We start from the raw sequence: 24373 nt of genomic DNA on the forward strand, positions 1-24373 counted from the left end.
GGCTATTGCGTGGGCACCACCACTTCTTGCGGCGTCACGCTGTAGCCGCCGGGAATGGCATCGCCCAACTCGCCGCTGTCGTTGTAGCCCCAGCAGTATGCGTTGCCGCTCGGCGTGCGACCGCACGTGTGGAACGAGAGGCCGGCGCTCACCGAGGTGAACGTCAGCCCACCGCTCACCGGCACCGGGGTATTGCTGCCGGCCGTGGATCCCGCGCCCAGATCGCCGAAGCCGCCGTCGCCCCAACAGTAGGCGATGCCGGCGGGAGTGAGCGCGCACGTGTGGATCTCGCCCGTGGTGATCTGGGCAAAGGTGTGCCCTCCGGCCACGGCCACCGGCACCGAACTGCTCAGCGACGTCACCCCGTTGCCGAGCTGCCCGTTGGCGGCGTCGCCCCAGCAGTACGCGGCGCCGCTCGTGGTAACTCCGCAGGCGTGAGACACGCCGGCGCTGATCGCCGCGAGGTCGAGCCCGCCTACCACGGCCACGGGCGTCGCGCGATCGGTGGTCGTGCCGTCACCGAGCGCGCCGTACGCGTTGGATCCCCAGCAGTACGCGGCGCCGCTCGTGGTGATGCCACACGTGGCCACCCCGCCCGCGCTGATCGACGCGAACGTGAGGCCGCCGGACACGAGCACGGGCGTCGGGCTATCCTGCCCCACCGCGCCGTTGCCCAGTTCGCCGCTCTCGTTGGCTCCCCAGCAGTACGCGGCGCCGGCCGTGGTGACGCCGCAGGTGTGCGAATAACCCGCGCTCAGCACGGCGAAGGCGAGGCCGCCGGCCACGGGCACCGGCGTGGAACTGGTCGTTCCCGACGTGGCATTGCCCAGCTCGCCGGATTCGTTGTCGCCCCAGCAGTAGGCCGCGCCCGCGGCGGTGAGGCCGCAGCTGTGCGAATAGCCCAGGGCGAGCGAGGCGAAGGTGAACCCGCCCGACACCCGCTGCGGAAACACCGACTGCGTCGTGCTGTCCACGCCGAGCTGTCCGGAGGCGTTGCTGCCCCAGCAGTACGCCACGCCGCCGGCCACCAGCCCGCAGCTATGGCTGAACCCAGCGCTGACCGCGCTCACCGACGCCATCGCGGTGGTGAGCGGGAGCTTCACCGTGACCGTCGCGGTTCCGGAAATCGCGCCGCTCGTGGCGGTGATGGTGGTCGAGCCCGTGTCCTTGGCCGTGACGAGGCCCGAGTCGCTCACCGTGGCGACGGTGGAATCCGTGCTCTTCCACGTCAGCGAAACGGTCGTGTAGATGACGTTGCCTTTGGAGTCGTAGGCGTTGGTGGAAAATCGGATCGTGTCGCCCACGATCATCGGCACAACTGAGGGCACCATGGTGATCGAGGCCACGGGGCCGGTCGTGGGCGCCGTGGAAGTCGCCGACCGTTTGCTGCAGGCGCCGACGACGACGGAGGCCAGGAGCAGCGCGAGGATCGCGCGCGACCGCGCCGAACGGCCCTCGGCTCCGCTCGCGGACTGAGGGGGGATCTGGACGGACATGGGGGACCGGTTGTGGCGCGCCCTTGGGGGGGATCGTGCCGTCCGGCGCTGCAGCCGGACCCAGAATTTACACGCGGGACCAGCCGGCGTTCCGTGCCCGCCGCAGGACGTGGCCCGGCCGACGCCGCCCCCCTTGGGGTCAGCCCGCGAGGCCGGCCAGCGCGTCGTGCAGCCGCACCATGGCCAGCGTGTCCACCTTGCAGTACTCCAGCAGGTGGCGGCGATGCAGCGCCCATTCCGCGTCGTCGATCCGCCCCATGGCCCGCAGCCCGCTGATGCCCGTGGCGTCGTCGCCGTTGCCGATGGCGAGGTCGTCGTAGCGCAGTTCGGGCACCAGCACCGGGAGCACCCGCTTGATGGACAGGCTGCCGTGGAATTCGGGGTGCGCCACCGACGCCTGGACGATGGGCAACAGGTCCACCAGACGATCCGCAACCCGGTCGAGCGCGCGCGTCATGGCCGGAAGCCGCGCCGACAGCCAGAGCAGGCGATGGCGCTCGAACGACGAGTAGACCACGATCGATTCCAGGCCGTCGAGGCTCTGGAGCAGGTGCCGCGCGAACTCCTCGATATCCGGCGCGCGCGGGTCGAGCAGCAGCTCGCGATGCTCGGCGTCGCCCTGGCGCATGCGCCGGTGGAGCGAGTACTGGATGGGAATCACGTCGTACGGCGCCATGCCGGGAAAGGGCGGCAGGGCCAGCGACAGGGTCTCGAAATCCAGATAGCCCGTGGGCGCGCGCACCTGGGCAAGCTGCGCCAGCCCGGCAGCCTCGGTGACCAATCCGCCGGCGATCACGGCGCGCCGATGCAGCTGCTGGATGGGCGTGAGCTTCTCCCCTTCGGGCACGTGGGCGATGCGCGCGATGCCGCCGGCGATGAGGGCGTCGGCCTTCCTGCCGAGGATGCGCGGCAGCTCGAACACCGGGTCGCTGGGTCCGTCCAGATGGCAGGGCGACCGCAGGAACTCACAGTTCTTGCACACCGACTTGAGCACGGCGAGCGGCGCCGTGGGCGCCGACACGGCCCGATGCACCGGCTCGAACAGCGGCGCGAACTCGGTCGCCCGCGCCAGCGCGGCGTCGGTAACGTCGTGGGCGAGCAGCGCCGGCAGGTCGTTGTCCACCCGCCAGTCGGGATTGACCAGCGCGAGCGAGGCTCGCACCACGGCCAGGCCGGCGCCGCACACCACCGCCACGGTGTAGGCGAGGTCGTCCACATCTTCGGCCTTCACCTGCTTGGCCGATTTCACCTCGATCACGTGCCAGCCGCCGGGCTCGCGCACCAGGATGTCGGGACGCGCGATGGCGTGCTGGGCCACCAGCGGCACCTCGAACGCCGTGGACGTGGCCGGATCGGCGACCACAGTGCGGCCCTGCGCCAGCCATTCGGCGGTGGAGGGGCCGCGCAGGTCGAGGCCCGGCGCATACATCTGGCGGGCGAGGTCGCCGATCGCATTGCCCTGCGTGAACCGGAACTGCTGGGCGAAGCTGCGCGAGCCGGCGGGTTGGTCGGGATTGTGCAGTAGCCAGCCGCGCCGCTCGCACGCGAGCGCCTCGAGAAACACCTGCTTGGTGAGCGGGCGGTCGCGTGGCGTCATCGGCGTCTCGTCCATCTAGAAGTGCCGCTGTACGAGCCAGAACCGCATCTGGAACGCCTGCGGCGTGAGCGGCCAGCCATACGTGATGGGGGCGTAGTAGAGGAAGCTGACCGCCGCCAGCGCGATCAGGCCCCAGTACAGCGCCGCCGACCGCCGCGACGGGAACGCCCATGGCCGGGAGTCGTCGCCGTCCGCGGCCCAGCCGGCCACGATGCCCACACCGAGCACGGCGAACGCCAGGCTGTACACGAACGCCATGAAATACGAGTACTGGTACATCACGCGCTGGATGAGCGCGAACGGCAGGAAGTTGGCCACGTAGGCCACGGCGGTGAGCGCCAGCGGCGCGCGCCAGGCGGCAAACCGGTCGCGCCGTCGCAGCCAGGCCACCCCGATCACCCCGAAGCCGACGAGAATGCCGTACCACACGACCGGATTCCCGGCCAGGAAGATCGTGGCCCGCCGCCCATCGGGCTGTGGCGCGCCCGCCCAGAACGTCATCGCGTGCTTGATCACCGGCCAGCTGTACCAGGGCGACGCGCCGACGTTGGCGGTGCCCACGAGGGCCGCATCGGACCGCCGCATGGCGCGATTGACCTCGAAGAACTTGTCCAGGAACGCCATGTGCGCGCCCGGCGTGTACTTCGCGTCTCCCTGGAGCGTGGCGCGGAATGCCGCCGACATCCACATGTCGCCCGGGCCGCCGCGCGTCATGCGCGCAAAGTGGACGGCGAATACCGACAGGTAGACCGCCACCGGAATGACCAGGAGCATCGCGCCCTCGGCGGCCAGCCGCCGCCATGGCGTGCGGCGCCGGATGCCTTCCACGCCCCACGCCAGCGCGATCAATCCCAGCGCTGAGAGGCCCGTCCACTTGATGCTCACGGCGAGTCCGGCGCACAGCGCCGCGGCGGCCAGCACCAGCCACCGCGCGGCGCCGGTGCGGCGCCGCGCCGCGAGGTATACCGTGAGCGCCGTGAGCGCGAACAGCACGAGCATGCTGTCGGGCACGATCACCCGCGATTCCGCGAGCAGCGCGTTGTCGAGCAGAAGCAGGGCGCCGCCGAGCGTGGCCAGGCGGCGCGGCGCGCCGAGGCGCCGCAGGAAGAGGTAGAACACCGGGATGATGAGGGTGCCGGCCAGCGCCGGCACGATCCGCAGCAGCGGCTCCGGTTCGGGACGCCCGAGGCTCAGGTACGGGATGCCGAACAGCCGGGCCGTGAGCGCGAAGATCTGATTGGCGAGCGGCGGGTGCACGTCCAGGTAGAACACGCGCGCCAGGTACTCGGCGGTGAACTTCTCGTAGTGCACTTCGTCGAACACCACGGCGTGCGGCTGGAACAGCCCCCAGAAGCGCGTGAACGCCGAGAGTGCGGTGAGGATGAGCAGTTCGGGCCGCCGGGGCCACGAGCGAACGCGCGCCAGCATGCAGCAATTCTAGCCCAGTCGCGACCGGGCCACATGCCCCCGGACCGGCGGGGTGACTGGCGCCGCGCGTTCGGGGTCACGACTTTATGGTAGGAACCCCAACCCACGGGAGTCTAAGGATGTCGCTTACGGTCCATCGCCAGCTCACGCTCGCCGTTTCACTCCTCGCGCTCTGCCTGACCTCCGCGGCCGCGGCCGCCCAGCAGGCGCCCCGCTATCCCGTCACGCGCAAGGACACGGTGGTGGACGACTACTTCGGCACCAAGGTGCCCGATCCCTATCGCTGGCTCGAAGACCAGAACTCGCCCGAAGTGGCGAGATGGGTGGAGGCGCAGAACGCGGTGACATTCGCGTATCTGGACAAGATCCCGCTCCGCGAGGTGTTCAGGCAACGGCTCACCGAGCTCTGGAACACGCCGAGCGTGGGCGTGCCGAGCCGCGTCGCGGGCCGGCTGTTCTACCGCATGAACACCGGCCTGCAGAATCAGTCGGTGCTCTACGAGCAGGCCGGGCTGGCCACCGCGCCCACCGTGCTCATCGATCCCAACACCCTCTCGGCCGACGGATCGGTGGACCTGGCCTCGTCGTCGCCGTCCCCGGACGGCAAGTACCTCGCCTTCGGGCTGTCGGTGGGCGGATCGGACTGGGAGGAGTTGCATGTTCGCGATCTGGCCACCGGCCGCGCCACCGCCGACACCGTGCACTGGGTGAAGTATTCCGGCATCGCGTGGACGCGGGACGGCAAGGGATTCTTCTACACGCGGTTCCCCGCCCCACCCAAGGATCAGGTGCTCACCGCCGCCGCGGTGAACGGCAAGATCTACTATCACGTGGTGGGCACGCCCGACTCGCAGGACCGCATGATCTACGAGCGCCCCGACCGGCCCACCTGGTACGTGGGCGCGTCGGTGACCGACGACGGCCGGTATCTGTTCATCACGCTCCACCACGGGACGAATCCCGAGAACCTGCTCTACTACGCCGACCTCGCCGATCCGATGCACCCGAACATCGGCGCCGCGATCGAACCCGTGAACACGTCCAACGACGCCGAGTACGCGGTGATCGGCAACCTCGGACGCACCGTGTTCATCCAGACCACCAACCATGCGCCCAATCGGCGGATCATCGCCGTCGTGCTGCCCGACACGGCGCACTGGCGCACCGTGGTGCCCGAGACGAAGAACAACATCGAGGCCGCGCTCGTGGCCGGCGATCGCGTGGTGGTGCAGACGCTGGAGGACGTGCAGAGCCACGTGCGGATGTACGACGCCGCCGGCAAGCTGCTGGACACCGTGAAGCTCCCGGGCATCGGCGCCGTGGAGGGCTTGAGCGGGCGCGCCGGCACCCCGGAGCTGTTCTACAGCTTCGCGTCGTACCTCGCGCCCACGATCGTCTACCACTACGACTTCGCGTCCCGGCGGACGACCGTGTTCGGCCCGCCGCGGCCCAAGCCCCCGTTCGACGCCGCGCCGTACGAGACCCGGCAGGTGTTCTATCGGTCCAAGGACGGCACGCGCGTGCCGATGTTCATCACCGCCAGGAAGGGCGTGACGCTCGACGGCTCGCACCCCACCATTCTCTACGCGTACGGCGGGTTCGACATCGCCACGCTGCCCAGCTACAGTCCCACGGTCGCGATGTGGCTGGAGCATGGCGGCATCTATGCCGTGGCCAACATCCGCGGCGGCAGCGAATACGGCGAGGCATGGCATCATGCCGGCCGGCTGGACAAGAAGCAGAACGTGTTCGACGATTTCGCGGCCGCCGCCGAGTACCTGATCAAGCAGAAGTACACGTCGCCCAAGCACCTGGCCATCCACGGCTATTCGAATGGCGGCTTGCTCGTGGGCGCCACGGAGGAGCAGCACCCCGAGCTGCTCGCGGCGGCGTATCCCGGCGCCGGCGTCATGGACATGCTGCGGTATCAGAAATTCAGCGCCGGCATCGGCTGGGTGCCCGAATACGGGTCGTCCGACAACCCCGAACAGTTCAAGTATCTGATCAAATATTCGCCCGTGCACAACGCCAGGGCGGGCACCTGTTACCCGGCCACGATCGTGACCACGGCCGACCACGACGACCGCGTGGTGCCCGGGCACTCGTTCAAGTTCACGGCGGCGATGCAGGCCGCCCAGGGGTGCGACCGGCCGATCCTGATCCGCGTGGAAACCAAGACCAGCCATGGGTACATGCCCACCGACAAGCGGATCGCGCAGCTGGCGGACGTGTGGGCATTCACGGGCTGGAATACCGGGATGCGGTAGCCGGTGAAGCCGGTAGCCACTGCGGCAGCGCCAGGGCTCTCCCTTGGCGTGAAGTTGCCGCTGCTCATCGGCGCGTTGCTCGTCGTCGTCATCGGGGTGAACACCTGGGGCGACTACCGCAATCACACGCGCGCCGAAGAATTGATCACCGAGACTCGGCTGGGCCAGGTGGCAGAGGAGCTGAGCCTCGCGTTCGATCGCACGAGCGGGCAGCTGCTCCAATCCACCGCTGCCGCCGCCCGCGCCAGCGCCGTCCGGGCGTATCTGGAACACCCCGCCACGCGCCTGCGGGAGGCGGCGCTCGGCGCGCTGTTTCGCGCGGAATCCGGCCCGCAGACGGTCACCGTGCAACTCTGGGATACCGCCGGCCACGTGCTGTTGAGCACCGAGCCGGACCGTCGTGCCCGCGCGCCCCAGGATGAAGCCCCGCTGCTCCGCCGCGCCGCGATCTCCCCCGCGGGCGCCGTGGGGCGTTTCCATGTGATCGGCGATTCGGTGGTCTTCGCCGTGGTGTCGCGCGTGCGCCTGCAGCGTCGCGTGGCCGGGTACGTGGTGCACTGGCGCATGATCTCCTCGTCGCCCGACGCGCGCCGCGCGGCCAGCCTGCTCATCGGCGCCGGCGGGCGCATCCTCGTCGGCAATGCCACCGACAGCGTGTGGAGCGACCTCCAGACGGCCACCGCCGCGCCGCCGGTCAACCTGTCGCGGACTCGCGGCGTGGTCACGTACCAGCGTCCGCGCATCGGGCGCGTGCTCGCCATGCCGCGGCGCGTGGCCGGCACGCCGTGGACCGTCGTCGTGGAGTTCCCGTACGACTCGATCATGGCCCCCGTGCGGGACGACGTGTCGCGACTCCTGCTCATGGACGCGCTCGTGCTGCTCCTGGGGCTGGCGGGGGCGTGGGCCCTGAGCCGGGCGCTCACGGCGCGCCTCTCGCGGCTCACCGCCACCGTGGAATCGACGGCCGCCGGCGGAACGCCGTCCCGCTCCCCGCATCCCGCCGGCGGCGACGAGCTGGTCCGCCTCGGCCACGCGTTCGACGCGATGGTGGCCCGCGTGGATGACGCGCTTGGCGCGCGGACGGCATCGGAGGAGCAGTACCGCCGGCTGTTCGAATCGGTGCCGCTCCCGGTCTATGTGTTCGACGTCGAGACCCTGCGCTTCCTGGAGGTGAACGGCGCCGCCGTTCGGCACTACGGATATTCCCGTGAAGCATTTCTCACGATGACGCTGCGGGACATCCGATCCGCCGAGGACATTCCGCGCATGGAGGCCGACGTCCACACCCTGAACGATCGCCCGCAGGCGCGAGGCATCTGGCGCCACCTCAAGCACGACGGCACGCCGATCGACGTCGAGGTGGTCTCCCACATGATCAACTTCAACGGCCGGCACGCGGCGCTCACCGTGGTCACCGACGTCACCGAACGCAACGTCGCCGCCGAAGCGCTCCGGCGCTCGGAGGAGCGGTATCGCTCGCTGTTCCGCGAGGCCCCGTTCGGCATCGCGCTGTCGTCGGTCGAGGGACGCATCGTCGATGCCAATCCGGCGCTGGCGTCGATGCTCGGCTACCCCTCGGAGCGCGAGATCGTGGGACGACACGTGGCCGAGCTGTACGCCAATCCCGACGATCGCGGCGAGATCTTTGCCGAGCTGCAGCGCGCCGGGCACTGCCGGCGCGAAGCGCTCCAGTGGATGCGCCAGGACGGACGACCGATCACGGCGCGGTTCACGGCCCGCGTCGTCTCCGACGCGCGCCACCCCAACGCCTACGTGGAAGCGATCGTCGAGAACGTGACCGAGCGCGTGCGCCTGGAGGAGCAGTTCCGCCAAGCCCAGAAGATGGAAGCCATCGGCCGGCTCGCCGGCGGCATCGCGCACGACTTCAACAACCTCCTCACGGTGATCCTCGCCACCACGGAACTCCTGCTCGACCGCAGCCCCCCGGCGGGACCGGAGCACGCCGAGCTGGAAGACGTGTATCGCAGCGCGCAGCGCGGGGCCGATCTCACCCGGCAACTGCTCGCCTTCAGCCGGCGCCAGATGCTGTCGGTGCGGCCGTTGAGCGCGAACACGCTCGTCCGCGGCACCGAGAGCCTCCTGCGACGGCTGATCGGCGAGGACGTACGCCTCAACGTCATCCCGGCCGCCGGCCACGACACGGTGCTCGCCGACGCGGGACAGCTCGAACAGGTGCTCATGAACCTCGCCGTGAACGCGCGCGACGCGATGCCCGACGGCGGCGCGCTCACGATCGAAACCCAGGCCGTGGAACTCACCGAGGACCAGACCGAGCACAGCGTGACCATGCCCCCGGGGGCCTACCTGGTGATCGCCGTGAGCGACACCGGCGTGGGCATGGACGCCGCCGTGCGCGCGCACATCTTCGAGCCCTTCTTCACCACCAAGGACAAGGACAAGGGCACGGGGCTCGGCCTGGCGACCGTGTACGGCATCGTGAAGCAGATGGGCGGGTACATCTGGGTGTACAGCGAGGTGGGCGTCGGCACCACGTTCAAGATCTACCTGCCGCGCGTGGCCGAAGCCCCCCGCGCGCGGGCCGCCGAGCCGTCGGGCGGCCGCGCCCACACCGGCACCGAGACGTTGCTCGTGGCCGAGGACGAGCCCGGCATTCGCAACCTCCTGGTGCGCGTGCTCACCGCCAGCGGCTACACCGTGCTCGCCGCGGCGAGCGGCGAGGAAGCCACCGAACTCGCGCGGGGCCACGCGTTGCCCATCCATCTGCTCGTGACCGACGTCGTGATGGCCGGCATGCACGGGCCCGACCTGGCCCGCCACGTGGCCGAGCTGCACCCGGAGGCGGCGGTGCTCTTCCTGTCCGGCTACACCGACGAAGCGGTGGTCCAGCACGGCGTGGACACCGGACGGGCCGCGTTTCTCCAGAAGCCGTTCACGCACCACGAATTCCTGGCCAAGGTGCGGGACGTCCTCCACGCCGCGGCCGGCGGGGAACACCGCCGGCCGGAGTAGCGCGCGCGCCTACTGCGTGACGACCACCGTGCCCACGAATCCGGGATACCGCGCCGGTGGATGGAGGGTGCAGTGATAGCGGTACGTGCCCGGCTGGTCGAAGGTGTGCTGGAACGCCCCGCCCTTGGTGGACCCGGCGGCCGGCGGCGAGAGCGTTCCGCTGTCCCAGATGCCGTCGTCGCTGGTGGTCGTGTGCGGCACCGCGCCCTGGTTCGTCCACCGCACCGTGCCACCCACCCGCACGGTGACCGTGAAGGGCGTGAACACGAAGTCCTTGATCTGCACGTCGGTGACCACGCCGCCCCCACCGCCACCGCCGCCTCCACCGCCGTCGCTCAGCGGCGCCGTGGCACTGCAGCCGGCGGTCATCGTCATGGCCGCCAGCAAGAGAATGGTCGGAACGCGCACGAGTGTGGAATGCAGAGGGTGAACCGGTGGATCGGTGGGTCGATGCGCCGGACCCCGCGCATCGACCCACCGGCGCACCACGTTACTGTTTCTCGATCTGTCCGCGGATCTCCCCGCCCTTGTTCGCCGCCGTATGGACGTTCACGTACGCGTCGCCGCCGTTGATCAGCGCCATCAACGAATCGCCGGAGACTCCCTTGCTCACTTCCTTGGCGAGATCGATGAACCCGGACGCCAGCCCGCCGGACGCCACGTGCTTGATCGTGAACGAGTACACCGGCGGCCCGCCCACGCCCACCTTGCCCACGTGGATGTGCGCCATCGTCGCCGCGCCCGTGAGGCCCTTGACGGTGATCGCGTAGCGCAGGCGCATGCCCACCAGCGTGAAGTGGGCCGTGCCGGTGCCGGTGGTGGTGTTGGCCGGCGTCTCCGCGGCGCCGGTCATCTGGGCCACGTACTTGACCGCCTGCGGGCGCGGGGCCGACGGGCCGGTCCAGCCCGCGACCAGCGCGACGGATGCTGCGATGCCGAGGATACGGAAATGCATGGGACGATCTCCAAGGTGTGAGACGGGGTGCGTCACCTGCCGACCGGATGCCGGCCTCGGCTCCGATCGCCCTGCCATGGGGAAAACACTCACCACAATACGGGAAAACCGCTCGCCGCGCTGCGGCGGGGGCCCGACAGACCGGCGATCGCGGGTCGCGTAGGATGCGGCATTGGCCCTTGTCGGCCACGCCGCCCCCCGGAACCCGAGACCCGGACGGCGCGCGATCCGTCATCCCGGGAGCTCCGGATGCCGACGTCCACCGTGCCCAGTACCCCGTCCGTCCCGTCAGGTGCCGCCGGCACCGCGGGGGCGCCGCCGCGGCACCTGCTCGCGTTCGGGCCCGGCGCCGTGGCGCGCCGGACGCCGCGAATGTTCGGCATCCTGCGCGTGCTGCGCCGTCACGGCATTCTGGGCGCCCTCCGCGGACGCCGCCACTGGCCCGAGCCCACCGAGGTGCGTGCGGCCCTCGAGGAACTGGGCGTGGTGTTCCTCAAGTTCGGCCAGGTGCTGGCGGTGCGCCGCGACATCCTGCCCGACGAGTACACGCGCGAACTCGAACGCCTGCACGACCGGCTGCCGCCGATGCCGTTCGCCGACGTCGTGGCCACCATCGAGCACGATCTGGGAGGCACGCTGCGCGACCACTTCGCGTCGGTGGACGAGCGCCCGATCGCCGCCGCCACCATCGCGCAGGTGCACCGGGCCACCCTCCCCGACGGTCGCCAGATCGTGCTCAAGGTGCGACGCGCGGGCCTCGAGTCGCGCGTGGCCGAGGACACCGCCATTCTCGCGTACCTCGCGGCGCTGGCCGAGCGGTATGTGCCCCGCCTGCAGACGTTCGACCTCGTGGGGATGATTCAGGAATTCCGATACGCCCTGCAGCGCGAGATGGACTTCCGCCTCGAGGCGCGCACCATCCGCCGGTTCCGCGAGGCCCTGCGCGACGTGGACGGCGTATGGACCCCGGACATCGTGCCCGAGTACTGCGGCCCGGCCGTGATCGCGATGGAGTATTTCAGCGGCGTGCGCGTGGATCGGTACGCCGTGAGCCATCCCGACGAGCGCCCCCGCCTGGCCCGCGGCATCGCCACCCTGCTGCTGCACCAGATCTTCGAGAACGGGCTGTTCCAGGCCGACCCGCACCCCGGCAACATCGCCGTGCTCGCCGACGGCCGCCTGTGCCTGCACGATTTCGGCATGGTGGGCGAACTCGACGCGGCCATGCGCGACAGCCTCACGTCGCTGCTCGACGCGGTGGTGCGCGGCGACGTGCGCGACACCGCCGACGCGTATCTGGAGTTGGGCCTCGTGGGCGCCGATGTGGACCGTCCCGCCCTCGAAGCCGACCTCAGTGCCCTGCTCCGCCGCATCCACGAGCAGGACATCGCCGAGATCTCGGTGGGCGACGCCCTGCAATCGTTGCTGCGGGTGGGCACGAGCCATCGCATCCGCAATCCGGGCGCCGTCCTGCTGCTCACCCGCGCCTTCCTGCTCGCCGAAGCGGTCATGCGCGACCTCGACCCCGCGCTCAGCGTGGCCGCGGCGTTCCAGGACGAGATGCAGCGCGTGGCGATGCGACGGTTCACGCCGTCGCGGCTTCTGGACGACGCGCGCCGCGCACAGCGGGAGATCGAGAAGCTCCTGGGCAGCGCGCCCGCGGATATGCGGCGCACCCTGCACCGGCTCTCCGAGGGCGAGTTGGGCCAGGTGCGCATTCCTGCGCTCGAGAGCACCGAACGCCGCGCCAGCCGCGGCATCGAGCGCCTCACCGGCGCCGTGGCGTCGGCGGCCCTGTTGATCGCCGGCGCCCTGCTCGTCGTGGCCGGCGGCTGGCACCGTTATCTGGGCGACGTGCTGCTCGCGTTCGGCGCCGTGGACACGGCGATGGTCGGGATCGGCGCCTGGCGGGGCCGCGCCCGGTAGCGGCCGCGCGCCTCAGTGGGCGTCGGGCCAACGCGTGTACGGGAGTCGCGCGAGGTTGGAATTGAAGTACCGCGGGTCGTCCGACACCTCCAACCCCACCCACGGCGGAAGCTTCACCACCGCGTTGGCCGCCGGCAGTTCCACCTCGGCGAGGACGAGTCCCGCATTCTCCCCCTCGAACACATCCACCTCCCATACCCGCCCGTCGAAGGCCACGCGGTGCCGCACCTTCTCGATCAGCGGCGCCGGACACAGCCGGTCGAGCATCACGTCGGCGTCGGCCACGGGGATCGGATATTCGAACTCCAGCCGCTCGATTCCCACCGTCGCGCCCTTGATCGTCAGAAAGCCCTGATCGCCCACGGCGCGCACGCGCACCACGTGCGCCGCCTCGGTGGACAGGTACCCCTGGCGGAACCGCTTGCCCGCCGCCGCATCCGGGCGCCACATGTCGTGCTTGACCAGGAACTTCCGTTCGATCTCGATCGCCACGGGATCCTCAGCGTGCCGGTATGAACCGCATCTGGAAGATGTTGAACTTGCCGCCAGGAACGAATGGCGCCACCCCCAGGACTGGCCATGCATTGTGGTCGTCGATCATCCATGCGGGGTTGAGCGCCCTGCGTGTGCGGCCTACCACGCGCTCTCCATGGACGGGGAGGACGAGTGATCGTGCAGCCCGAGAATGCGCTTCAGCGCCCGCGGGCAATTCTCATTCGCGGTCGGATCGAGCTTGAGCTGTTCGAGCGCCCCCAGCACTCGCATCGGATCGGCGTCCGCGAAGGACACCGTGTTCCAGCGGTGCGTACCCATCGTGATCTGCGCGCGCTCGCCGCGACACCCCGCCACGGTCATCGGCCGGCGGCGCTTGGTGAGCGTGACGATGCGGAGGTCGCGGTGCGGCACGACCACGTTGCGGAGCAGGTCGGCCAGCGAGTGCGGGGGCGTGCCGGGAGCCGGCGCCGGGAGGGCCCAGGCGTCGAACGCCGCCGACAGCGCGTCGGCGGCCAGGGGGAATTCTGCCGTGATATCCGGCCGCCAGAACTCGAGGTCGCCCGCGCCGGCCCGCTCCAGCCGCTCGATGTGGAGCCGGCCGTCGCAGATCTTCACGTTGTGCGGCGACAGCAGCGAGAGCACATGCGTTTCCTCGCGCTCCGCAACGTCCGGCGCCTCGGTTACCTCGCCGCCGCCCGGCGGGGCAACGAACGTACGCTCGAACGCCCGCCATTCCCACCGCGGAACGCCGGCGGCGTGCCCCCCGGCTCCCCCGTCGGCGATCGCCGGATTGCTGACCCGCCCCGCAAATTCCACCGCTCCAACTCCTCGTGCAGACTCGCGAAGAATCGGCGTTCGGGGAGAGCCGCCCTATCGGGAAAACCCTCGCCTCGGGTCGGGCGAAGCGCGTACGTGCCCGCCCGCTTTGCCCACAGATCCGTACGGGAACCCAACGGACCGGCTAGACGCGCCCGCCGAGCCAGAGCCCCAGCACGGCTGCCGCCGCCAGCGCGAGAAACCCGGGCGCCACGGCGCGCCGGAACCTGGGCGATCCGAGCCCCAGCGCCACGCCAAGCTTGAGCAACGTATTCGAGAGCACTCCCACCACGATGCCTTGCGCCGCCAGCCCGCTGCTGGCGCCGTCGGCCACCGACCGGCACATCGACACGGTCAGCGCGTCCACGTCGGTGAGACCGAGTACCGCCGCCGAGCCGAGCACGCCCACGGAGCCCCACAGCTCGCTGGCCACCGACAGCGCCATCATCGCCAGTTGGAACACCAGCGCCAGTTGGATGGCCGACCAGAGACGCAGCGGACTCTGCCGTTCCGGCTTCACCTCGCTCGACGCGGCCGGCGAGGGACGCCGCAGCAAGATGGCCACCAGCCCTGCCCCCACGATGGCCGACGGGAGCAGCATCGGAACCAGCGCCCGCGCCACACCCACATTGAGGATCGCCGACGTGGTGAATACCCGCGCCACGAGCACGGTGCACGCCCCGATGACGCCGAGCGCCAGCGGGCCGCTCAATTCCGCGCCGTTCCGGCTCAGCCGCGAGAACTGGAACGTGACGGCCGTGGACGAGACGAGGCCGCCGATTATTCCCGTGACGCCATACCCGCGCTCCGCGCCCACGGCGTGGCGGGCCACGTGCCCCGCGAAGTTGAGCCCGGAGAACAGGAGCACGATCGTCCACAGCATGCGCGGCCGGATGCCACCCAGCGGTCCGAACGGACCTTCGGGCAACAGTGGCAGCACCACCAGCGCCAGCACCGCGAACTGCAGCGCGGCGCGCATCTCGCCCTCGCCGATCTTCCGCACCAGCCAGTGCAGCCGCTCCTTCTCGCCCAGCGCCAGAACCACCACGGCCACGGCGCCCGCAGCCAGCGCCATCTGTCCGATTCCCGCCAGGGCGCCCAGCGCGAGGACCACGAGCGCCGCCGCCTCGGTGGTGCCATCCAGGTCCATGCCGGGCCGGCGCACCGCCATGGCGTAGGCAATGGCCACAAACACCACGCCGCCGGCCAGCAGCACGGCGGTGGCAGCAACGTAGCCCCACCAGAGCAGCAGCCCCGCCGCGCCGCCGAGGATGCCCAGGAGCAGAAAGGTGCGCACCCCCGCGAAGCGCGCTTGCGGTCCCGACGCGTGTCCCGACCACTCCCGCTCCGTGCCCACGGCCAGCCCCACCAGCGCGGCCATGCTCAGCCGGACGGCAGCTTCGAGGGCGGGCGGCACACCCGGGAACAGTTCAATGATCGTTGTCATGACCATGCAGGATCGCACCGCCGAACCCCGCAGCGCTAGTCGTCGCCGTACCCGTCGCCGATCCGGTACCGCTTGAGCTTGTCGTACAGGGTGCGCAGTCCGATGCCCAGCCGGTCGGCGGCCTCGCGGCGGTTGCCGCCGGTGGCGGTGAGCACCTCCTCGATCGCGTTGCGCTCCAGATCGGCGAGCGTGTGTGGGGCCTCGAGCTTGGGGCGGAGGCCGTTGCGCAGCGCGCCGTCGCCCGCCGGCTGGATATCGGCGGCCCGGATGCGATGCCCGGTGGCGAGAATGGCCGCGCGCTCGAGCGCATTGGCCAGCTCCCGCACGTTGCCCGGCCACGCCGCCTCCTGGATGCGGCGCTTGGCGTCGTCGTCGAGGGTCAGATGCGACCGTCCGACATCGGCCCCGATGCGCAGCAGCAGGTTCTCGGCCAGAGGCAGGATGTCCCCGCGCCGCTCGCGCAGCGGCGGCAGACGGATGGGGAACACGGCCAACCGGTGATAGAGATCCTCGCGCAGTCCGCCCGACGCCAGCAGGTCGGCGGGCTCGCGATTCGTGGCGGCCACCCACCGCACGTCGGCTTCGATGGTGCGCGTGCCGCCCACGCGCTCGAACCGGCGGTCCTGCAGCACGCGGAGCAGCTTGGCCTGGACCTCGGGCTTCATCTCGCCAATCTCGTCGAGAAAGAACGTGCCGCCGTCGGCCAGTTCGATGCGTCCGCGCCGCGCCGCCGTGGCGCCCGTGAACGCGCCCTTCTCGTGCCCGAACAGCTCGCTCTCGAGCAGCGTCTCGGGAAGCGCGGCGCAGTTCACGGCCACGAACGGCCCGTGGGCGCGGGCGCTCCAGGCGTGCAGCGTGCGGGCCGCCACCTCCTTGCCCGTGCCGCTCTCGCCGATCAGGAGCACCGTGGAGTTGGTGGGCGCCACGCGGCGCAGCCCGTCCACCACCGCCGCCATCGCCGGGTCGCCGTACGTGAGCGGCGGCAGCGGCGGCGCCTCGCGCGCCGCGCGATCGCGCGCCGCGAGCAGCGTGCGCCGCTCCAGGGCCCGCGACGCCAGCAGTCGCAGTTCGCGCGGACTGCTGATCGGCTTTTCCAGATAGTCGAACGCGCCGAGCTTCATCGCTTCCACGGCCGATTCCACCGATCCGTGCGCCGTGAGCAGGATGACCTCCATCTCCGGTTGCTCGGCGCGGGCCCGCCGCAGCAGCTCCAGCCCGTCCATTCGCGGCATCCGGAGATCGGTGATCAGCAGATCGAAGCTCTCGCGGGCCAACCGCCGCGCCGCCTCTTCGCCGTCGGCGGCCGAGGCCACCGAGTGCCCGTCGTCTTCCAGGGCCTCGGCGATGAACTCGCGCAGCCCCTGCTCGTCGTCCGCCACCAGGATGCGTGCCATGGCCGGGTTCAGCCCGCGGGAATCGAGATGCGGAACACCGCGCCGCCGCCGGCGTGATTGACGGCCGTCACCGTGCCGCCGTGCATCTGCGTCACGCGCTGCGCCACCGCGAGCCCGAGGCCGGTGCCCGTGGTGCGCGTGGTGTAGAACGGCGCGAAGATCTTCTCCTCGTCGCCCGGGGAGATGCCGTCGCCGAAGTCGCGCACGGCGATCTCCAGCGCGCCCCCGCGCTGGCGCACCGTCACTTCGGGACGCGTGCCGGCCGCCGTGGCCTGGAGCGCGTTGCGCAGCACGTTGGTGATCGCCTGGCGCATCCGCGCGTCGTCCAGCGGCCAGCTGCGCGGCGCGTCGTCCAGCGCCAGCGAGAACCGGCCCGGCGCCACCTCGTCGGCGCCGGCGCGCACCAGCGCCACCGGGTCGGTGGGCCGGATGTCGATCGGGCCCGAGCGCACGAAGTCGAGCAGGTCGCTGGTGAGCGCCTCCAGGCGCTCGGCCTCCTGCACCACGCGCTCGGCCTTGCGATGGTCGGCTTCGCGCGACGTGAGCCGCTCGGCCAGCAGCTGCGCGTGCCCCTTGAGCGACGCCAGGGGATTGCGGATCTCGTGCGCCATCACGCCGGCCATCTCGCCGAGGGCGCTGAGGCGCCGCTGTTCCTCCATCCGCCGCTCGGCCAGCTCCTGCTGCGCCGACAGCCGCCAGAAGATGAACGCGGCGGCCAGCAGCGCGGCGGCGACGAGCGCCGAGAGGATGAACGTGCTCAACGATTCGGCGGCCATCTGCTCGGCGGCCACCGGTTCGAACTCGATGGCGAGCAGCCGGCGCGGCCCTTCTTCGGCCCCGTCGGGCGTGCCGCGGGAGAGCGGCGCCATGGCCGTGATCCGGATGCGCGATCCGACCGTCTCGACCACCGGCGGCCGCCGCATCACGCGCGTGGAGTCGAGCGCGGCGGTGTCGGCGGCCGTCCCCGCCTGCGCCAGCGCGTGCCCGCCGGCGTCGAACAGGCCGACGTACCGCAGCCCCGCGTCCTCGCGCATCCGCAACAGCGAGTCGAGCTGCTGCGCGGTGGGCACCGTGGGCAGCGCGCGCACCAGCTGGCGGGCCGATTCGAACAGCACGCCGGCCTGCCCACGGTTGAGCGTGGACGTGGCGCGCACCACGCGGCGATGGCTCATCCAGGACATGGCGAGCAGCGCAGCGGCCATGGCGACCGTCGTGGCCAGCCATCCCCAGCGCGCCCAGCGGCCAATTCGAGCAGTGCGCATGACGTCCCCGGCAACGTGGGCCCGAACGCGAGTGTTCGGGTCCGTGTCGCGAATATACGAGGCCGGCGGAAGCGGGGCGACCAAGGTGTCCGCCGGAGCCAACCGCCGGGGCATGGCGCGATCTCCCCTATTCGTATCGCAGGGCTTGGATGGGATCCAGCGCCGCCGCCTTGCGCGCCGGATAGTAGCCGAAGAAGATCCCCACCGCCGCCGAGAACCCGATCGCGATGCCCACCATGGCCGGCGCGATGGCCGTCTGCCACCCCGTGGCCTGTTGCAGCACCGCCGAGCCCGCGTAGCCGAGCGCCACGCCGAAGAAGCCGCCGATCACGCTCATCACGATCGCCTCGACCAGGAACTGGGTGAGCACGTCGCTGCCGCGGGCCCCGATCGCCATGCGAATGCCGATCTCGCGCGTGCGCTCGGTGACCGACACGAGCATGATGTTCATGATGCCGATGCCGCCCACGAGCAGCGAGATGCTGGCGATCGCCGCCAGCAGCAGCGTCATCACCTGCGTCGTGCCCGACGCCGCCTGCGCGAGATCGGTCTGGTTACGCACGGTGAAGTCGTCGGGATCATACGGCGCCAGCTTGTGCGTATCGCGCAGGATCTGCGTGATCTCCTGCTCGGCCGCCGGGATCTCGTCCTTGGTGGACGTGCTGACCAGGATCTGGGCGATGAACTGGTGGTTCGAGAGCCGCGTCTGGACCGTGGTGTACGGCACGAGGATCACGTCGTCCTGGTCGTTGCCTTCGGCCGTCTGGCCCTTGGCCGCCAGCACGCCGATGATCTTGAACGGCACGTTGCGGATGCGGATCGGCTGGCCCACCGGATCCTGCCCGGGCCAGAGGTTGTCGGCCACCGTCTTGCCGATCACGGCCACGCGGGCATTGGACCGCTGGTCGGTGATGTCGAAAAAGCGCCCCGAGGTGGTCTTCCAGTCGCGGATGGTGGGGTACTGGACCGACACGCCCTGCACGCCCGTGCGCCAGTTGCCGGTGCCGCCCACGATCTGTCCGAACGCGATGATCACCGGCGACGTGTTGGTGAGCAGCAGCCCCTGCTGGGCCAGCGTCTCGTAATCCTTGATCGTCAGCCGATTGGACGTGCCGGCGCCCTGGCTCACGCCGCCGGTCTTGAACGCGCCCTGCGTGATCACCAGCATGTTCGTGCCCAGATTGTCGATGCGGTGCTGGATCTCCGACTTCGCGCCCTGCCCCACCGCCACCATCACGATCACGGCCCCCACGCCGATGATGATGCCGAGCATGGTGAGCAGCGTGCGCATCTTGTTCTTCAGGATGCTCTTGGTGGCGATGTTGATGAGTCGTGAGGATTTCATGGGTCAGTCCGCCACCGGTTCGGGTTCCAGATGCATCAGGTCCTCGGCGGCGACGTGCCGGTCCACCACCGCCTCGTCCCGGATGATGTGCCCGTCGCGCAGTTCGATCACCCGTTTCGTGTACCCCGCGATGTCGTGCTCGTGCGTCACGAGCACCACCGTGATGCCCTGCTCGTTCAATTCCTGGAACAGCGCCAGCACTTCCACCGACGTCTGCGAGTCCAGGTTGCCCGTGGGTTCGTCGGCCAGCACCATCGCCGGCCGCGTGACCAGGGCCCGCGCGATCGCCACGCGCTGCTGCTGGCCGCCCGACAGCTCGCTCGGCTCGTGGTCCAGCCGTTCACCCAGCCCCACGCGCTCCAGGGCTTCCCTGGCCAGCTGCTTGGTGTCGAGCTTGCGGTTGCTGCGATCGTAGAGCAGCGGAAGTTCCACGTTCTCCAGCGCCGACGTGCGCGCCAGCAGGTTGAACCCCTGGAACACGAACCCGATCTTGGCGTTCCGGATGTCGGCCAGTTCGTTCTTGCTCAATCCGTCCACGCGGACCCCGTCCAGCATGTAGCTGCCGTGCGTGGGCTGATCCAGGCAACCGAGGATGTTCATGAGCGTGGACTTTCCCGAGCCCGACGCGCCCATGATCGCGATCATCTCGCCGCGCTCCACGGTGAAGTCCACGCCGCGCAGGGCGTGCACCTGGGTCTTGCCCGTGGCGTACACCTTCTTGAGCCCTTCCACGCGGATGACGACGTCCTTGACCTCGGCCATGGCTAGAACCCTCCGCGGAATCCGCCTCTACCACCCTGCGTGTTGCCCTGGAACGGATTCGCCGTCGCCGAGCCCGATGTGGAGCCGCCCGTGACCGCGGCGATGATCTGCATCCCTTCCTTGATCGTGGGACCGGTGATCTCCGTTTCCTGGCCGTCGGTGAGCCCGGTATGCACGCGCGCTATGGCAAGCTTGCCGCTGCTGTCCAGGTACCAGAGCGCCGCCACGTCCGGCAGGCGCTGAGCACCCGCTCCCCCTCGGCCGCCAGGACCGCCCCGGCCGCCGCCACCGCCGCCGCGCTGGAACCCACCGCCGCGGCGACCGCGCGCCGCGGAGTCCGCGCCGCCGCTCCGCCGCCCGGAGTCACCGGACGAAGCGTACTGCTGGCGCATCTGCGCGATCATCGCCTGCGTGGGCCGGAAGCGAATCGCCGCATCCGGGATCTTGAGAACGGCGGTCGCCTTGGCGATCTCGAAGTTCACCGTGGCCGTCATGCCGGGACGCAGCGCGCCGTCGGGATTGGGCACGTTCACCACCACGGGATAGTCCACCACGTTGTCCACCGTCGTCGACTGCAGCCGCACCTGCCGGACGATGCCGTGGAACACGCGATCGGGGTATGCTTCGACCGTGAAGTCCGCGATCTGTCCGTCGTGGATCTGCCCGATGTCGGCCTCGTCCACCGACGCGATGATCTGCATGTTCTTGAGATCGCCGGCGATGAGGAACAGCTCGGGCGCCGAGAAGCTGGCGGCCACCGTCTGTCCGGGATCCACCGTGCGCTTGATGACGATGCCGTCGATGGGCGAGTAGATGAACGCGTAGGCCAGGTTCTGTTCCGCCTCGGTGAGGGCCACGGAATCGGACTTGAGAGTGGCGATCGACATCGCGTAGTTGGCTTCGGCGGTTTCGTAGTCCGACTGCGTCTCCGCCTTGTTGGTGAGCAGCCGCTCGATTTGCTGCACCGCGAACATCTTCTGCTTGAGGTCCGCCTCGCCCTGCGCCTCCGACGCCTTGGCGCGGTCCACGGACAACCGCAGCACCGTGGTATCGATGCGTGCCAGGAGTTCGCCCTTGCGCACGTGATCGTTGAAGTCCGCATAGAGCGCGTCGATGCGCCCGGACACCTGCGTGCCCACCTGCACGGAATCCACGGCGGTGAGGTTGCCCGTGGCGCTGACCGTGGATTCCAGGTCGCCGCGCGTGATCGGAACGAAGAGATACGACGTCGTGCCGGCCGAGGCCTGACGCCGGAAGTAGGCGGTGGTGCCGGCCACGGCGATGATCACGACCAGCCCGATGATGATCCGTTTCATGCGATTCGCTTCCCTCTGGAGTTGTGCACTTCGCGCCGGAGCGCGCTACGCTGGCCCTCCATAGAGCAATCCCCGTGCCATGGGCCACGCGTAGGCCCCGCAACGAGTTAGCCGCAGCGCACGGGCGCCGCCCGTGCCAATCCCGCACCAGCCACTGCGGATTCCGCACGCCGCCGTACGCGACTCCGGACACTTCCATATATTCGAAACACCACGCGTCTGAGGAGAAGCGAGCCATGCGCATCGAGCTCCAGGTGAACGGCCGAACGCACACCGTGGACGTGGATCCGAGCCGGAGCCTGCTGAGCGTGCTCCGCGAAGATCTCACGCTCACGGGGCCCAAGTACGGCTGCGGCGAATCGCAGTGCGGCGCGTGCACCGTGCTGCTCGACGGACGGTCGGTGCACTCGTGCGTGACGCCGGTGTCGGCGGCGGTGAACGCGCCGGTCACCACGATCGAGGGACTCGAACGCGACGGCCGGCTGCACGTGGTGCAGCAGGCGTTCCTCGACGAGCAGGTGGCGCAGTGCGGCTACTGCACGGGCGGGATGATCATGGCCGCGATCTCGCTGCTCGCCGCCACGCCCAAGCCGTCGCGCGACGAGATCGTGCGCGCCATGGACGGGAACGTCTGCCGCTGCGGCACCTACCCGCGGATCGTGACCGCCATCCAGCGCGCCGCCGGCCAACTGGCGCAACCGGCAGTCCAGACCTTCCGAGAGGTCCAGCCATGACGAACTCGCGCCGCGACTTTCTCAAGACGCTCGGCAGCGGCATCGCCATCGCGCTCGTCACCGGCGACGCCACGGCTCAGGGCCTGCATCGGGCCATCCATCCCGGCGCGAGCGGCGGTGCGCCCGCGCCCACGGATCAGATCGCGGCGTGGCTGCACGTCGGCGCCGACGATTCCGTCACCGTCTACACCGGCAAGGTCGAGGTCGGCCAGGGCATCCGCACGTCGCTTGCCCAGGAGCTGGCCGAGGAGCTGCGCGTGCCGCTGGCGTCGGTGCACATGATCATGGGCGACACCGACCTCACGCCGTACGACATGGGCACCTTCGGCAGCATGTCCACGCCGCGCATGGGGCCCATCCTCCGCAAGGCCGGCGCGTCGGCGCGCGAACTGCTCATCGACCTTGCCGCCGCCAAGTGGCGCGTGGGCCGCGAGACGTTGACCGCCCAACTGGGCGCGGTCGTCGACCGCGCGCACGGCCGCCGCGCCACGTACGGCGAATTGACGGCCGGCCGCCTGCTGGTCGAGACGATGCGCGACGACGCGCCGCTCACGCCGGCCTCGGCGTGGATGACGGCCGGACACTCCCTGCCCCGCGTGGGCGCGCGGGACGTCGTCACCGGCCGCCATCAGTACCCGTCGGACATCACCCGTCCGGGCATGCTCCACGGCAAGGTGCTGCGCGCGCCCTCCATCGGCGCCACCATGCAGTCCGTGGACGCGAGCGACGCCGCCTCGGTCAACGACGCGATCGTCGTGCAGGACGGGCAGTTCGTGGGCGTGGCGGCGCCGCGCACGGCCGACGCCGAGCGCGCGCTGATCTCCATTCGCGCCACGTGGGCGCCCGCGCCGGGCCCGCAGCCGTCGTCGCTCGATGTCTACGACTATCTCAAGCGCACGCGCCCCGCGCCGAGCAGCGGGCGCGGCGGCGGCGAGGGATTCGGCGGCGGCGAGCCCTTCGTGCAGGGCGACGTGGACGGCGCGCTCAAGTCCGCGGCGCACACGCTGGCGCGCACGTACACGGTGGCGTACATCGCCCACGTGCCGCTGGAGCCGCGGGCCGCCGTGGCCGAGTGGACCACGGACGACAAGGGCCCGAAGCTCACCGTGTGGACGGGCACGCAGCGCCCATTCGGCGTCAAGGAAGAACTGATGCGCGCCTTCGACCTGGCCGACGACCGCGTGCGCGTGATCATGCCCGACACGGGCTCGGGGTACGGCGGCAAGCACACCGGGGAATGCGCCGTCGAAGCGGCGCGCCTGGCCCGTGGCGCCAGGCAGCCGGTGTCGCTGGTGTGGACGCGCGAAGAGGAATTCCGTTGGGCGTACTTCCGGCCGGCCGGCGTGATCGACGTGAACGCCGGCATGACCGCCGACGGCACGCTCACGGCGTGGGCGTTCGACAATTACAACTCCGGCCCGGCCGCCATCCGGCCCATGTACGCGATCACCAACCAGCGCGTGGAGTACCACCCCAGCGAGTCGCCGCTGCGGCAGGGGTCGTATCGCGGCCTGGCGGCCACGGCCAACCACTTCGCGCGCGAGATGCATGTCGACGAGATGGCGCGCCTGGTGGGCATGGACACGCTGGCCTTCCGGCTCCGGAACCTCGCGGACGAGCGCCTGCGCGCCGTGTTCCAGACCGCGGCCGACAGGTTCGGCTGGGGCAAGCCGCGGGCCGAGGGGCGCGGCGTGGGCATCGCCGGCGGCTTCGAGAAGGGCGGCTACATCGCCACCGCGATCGAGGTCGCGGTGGACCGGACGAGCGGATCGGTGAAGCTGGTGCGTGGCGTGAGCGCGTTCGACTGCGGCGCCGTGGTCAATCCCGACATCCTGCGCAATCAGATCGAGGGCGCATTCATCCAGGGCATCGGCGGCGCGCTGTTCGAGGCGATCGATTTCGACCATGGCGTGATCCGCAACGCGCACCTGGCGCAGTACCGGGTGCCGCGCTTCTCCGACGTGCCCGACGTCGAGGTCGTGCTCATCGACCGCAAGGACCAGACGCCGATGGGCGCCGGTGAGACGCCGATCTTCGGCGTGGCGCCGGCCATCGGCGCGGCGATCTTCGACGCCACCGGCATCCGCGTGCGCCAACTGCCGATGGCGCGGGGCGGGCTCCGGACGAGCTGAAGGTCGGCGC

The 24373-nt window shown here is 70.3% G+C and carries 18 protein-coding genes; 5 read left to right on the forward strand and 13 right to left on the reverse strand.

All coding sequences use genetic code 11. The features are described 5' to 3' along the window. Positions 1–2: 2 nt before the first annotated feature. From VNE60_10690 to VNE60_10700, 3 genes are all read right to left on the reverse strand, one after another. Positions 3–1496, reverse strand: coding sequence for an Ig-like domain-containing protein (locus VNE60_10690; protein ID HVB31982.1), 1494 nt, complete (start codon positions 1494–1496; stop codon positions 3–5). A 139-nt stretch (positions 1497–1635) separates the two neighbouring features. Beyond that, a complete protein-coding gene (locus tag VNE60_10695; protein HVB31983.1) occupies positions 1636–3093 on the reverse strand; it encodes a DUF2779 domain-containing protein in 1458 nt (485 codons plus the stop codon). Between the two features lie 15 nt (positions 3094–3108). Continuing rightward, positions 3109–4521 (reverse strand): phospholipid carrier-dependent glycosyltransferase, encoded by a 1413-nt coding sequence (locus tag VNE60_10700; GenBank protein ID HVB31984.1) that lies wholly within the window; start codon positions 4519–4521, stop codon positions 3109–3111. Positions 4522–4640: 119 nt separating this feature from the next. Between VNE60_10700 and VNE60_10705 the strand changes: the two genes are divergently transcribed. Both VNE60_10705 and VNE60_10710 read left to right on the forward strand, forming a co-directional pair. Continuing rightward, positions 4641–6788 (forward strand): prolyl oligopeptidase family serine peptidase, encoded by a 2148-nt coding sequence (locus VNE60_10705; GenBank protein HVB31985.1) that lies wholly within the window; start codon positions 4641–4643, stop codon positions 6786–6788. Between the two features lie 48 nt (positions 6789–6836). Then, positions 6837–9779, forward strand: a complete 2943-nt coding sequence (locus tag VNE60_10710) for a PAS domain S-box protein (GenBank protein ID HVB31986.1) — start codon at positions 6837–6839, stop codon at positions 9777–9779. Positions 9780–9788: 9 nt separating this feature from the next. Here the strand turns inward: VNE60_10710 and VNE60_10715 are convergent, their stop codons facing one another. Both VNE60_10715 and VNE60_10720 read right to left on the reverse strand, forming a co-directional pair. After that, a complete protein-coding gene (locus VNE60_10715; protein HVB31987.1) occupies positions 9789–10187 on the reverse strand; it encodes a plastocyanin/azurin family copper-binding protein in 399 nt (132 codons plus the stop codon). Between the two features lie 82 nt (positions 10188–10269). Further along, complete coding sequence (locus tag VNE60_10720) at positions 10270–10734, reverse strand: CHRD domain-containing protein (GenBank protein HVB31988.1); 465 nt, start codon at positions 10732–10734, stop codon at positions 10270–10272. Between the two features lie 249 nt (positions 10735–10983). Between VNE60_10720 and VNE60_10725 the strand changes: the two genes are divergently transcribed. Further along, positions 10984–12660, forward strand: coding sequence for an AarF/UbiB family protein (locus VNE60_10725; protein HVB31989.1), 1677 nt, complete (start codon positions 10984–10986; stop codon positions 12658–12660). Between the two features lie 12 nt (positions 12661–12672). Here VNE60_10725 and VNE60_10730 read toward each other — a convergent pair whose 3' ends face one another. From VNE60_10730 to VNE60_10765, 8 genes are all read right to left on the reverse strand, one after another. Continuing rightward, entirely contained in the window at positions 12673–13152 is a 480-nt protein-coding gene (locus VNE60_10730) for a CYTH domain-containing protein (GenBank protein ID HVB31990.1), read from the reverse strand. Between the two features lie 141 nt (positions 13153–13293). After that, positions 13294–13971: a hypothetical protein gene (locus VNE60_10735; GenBank protein ID HVB31991.1), complete on the reverse strand. Its 678-nt coding sequence runs from the start codon at positions 13969–13971 to the stop codon at positions 13294–13296. A gap of 145 nt (positions 13972–14116) precedes the next feature. Next, entirely contained in the window at positions 14117–15418 is a 1302-nt protein-coding gene (locus VNE60_10740; protein HVB31992.1) for an MgtC/SapB family protein, read from the reverse strand. A 35-nt stretch (positions 15419–15453) separates the two neighbouring features. Beyond that, positions 15454–16812, reverse strand: a complete 1359-nt coding sequence (locus VNE60_10745; protein HVB31993.1) for a sigma-54 dependent transcriptional regulator — start codon at positions 16810–16812, stop codon at positions 15454–15456. A gap of 8 nt (positions 16813–16820) precedes the next feature. Next, positions 16821–18074 (reverse strand): ATP-binding protein, encoded by a 1254-nt coding sequence (locus VNE60_10750; protein ID HVB31994.1) that lies wholly within the window; start codon positions 18072–18074, stop codon positions 16821–16823. A 127-nt stretch (positions 18075–18201) separates the two neighbouring features. Beyond that, positions 18202–19419: an ABC transporter permease gene (locus VNE60_10755; GenBank protein ID HVB31995.1), complete on the reverse strand. Its 1218-nt coding sequence runs from the start codon at positions 19417–19419 to the stop codon at positions 18202–18204. A gap of 3 nt (positions 19420–19422) precedes the next feature. After that, entirely contained in the window at positions 19423–20181 is a 759-nt protein-coding gene (locus tag VNE60_10760) for an ABC transporter ATP-binding protein (protein ID HVB31996.1), read from the reverse strand. A gap of 2 nt (positions 20182–20183) precedes the next feature. Beyond that, on the reverse strand, positions 20184–21497 hold the full coding sequence (locus VNE60_10765) for an efflux RND transporter periplasmic adaptor subunit (protein ID HVB31997.1): 1314 nt from the start codon (positions 21495–21497) through the stop codon (positions 20184–20186). Between the two features lie 236 nt (positions 21498–21733). Between VNE60_10765 and VNE60_10770 the strand changes: the two genes are divergently transcribed. Further along, the gene (locus VNE60_10770) at positions 21734–22231 is read left to right on the forward strand and encodes a (2Fe-2S)-binding protein (protein HVB31998.1); all 498 of its coding nucleotides are present in this window, start codon (positions 21734–21736) and stop codon (positions 22229–22231) included. Next, positions 22228–24363 (forward strand): molybdopterin cofactor-binding domain-containing protein, encoded by a 2136-nt coding sequence (locus VNE60_10775; protein ID HVB31999.1) that lies wholly within the window; start codon positions 22228–22230, stop codon positions 24361–24363. The genes VNE60_10770 and VNE60_10775 overlap by 4 nt, the downstream gene beginning before the upstream one ends. Positions 24364–24373: the final 10 nt, after the last annotated feature.

It is taken from the genome of Gemmatimonadaceae bacterium (assembly GCA_035533755.1).
Taxonomy (GTDB): Bacteria; Gemmatimonadota; Gemmatimonadetes; order Gemmatimonadales; family Gemmatimonadaceae; genus JAGWRI01.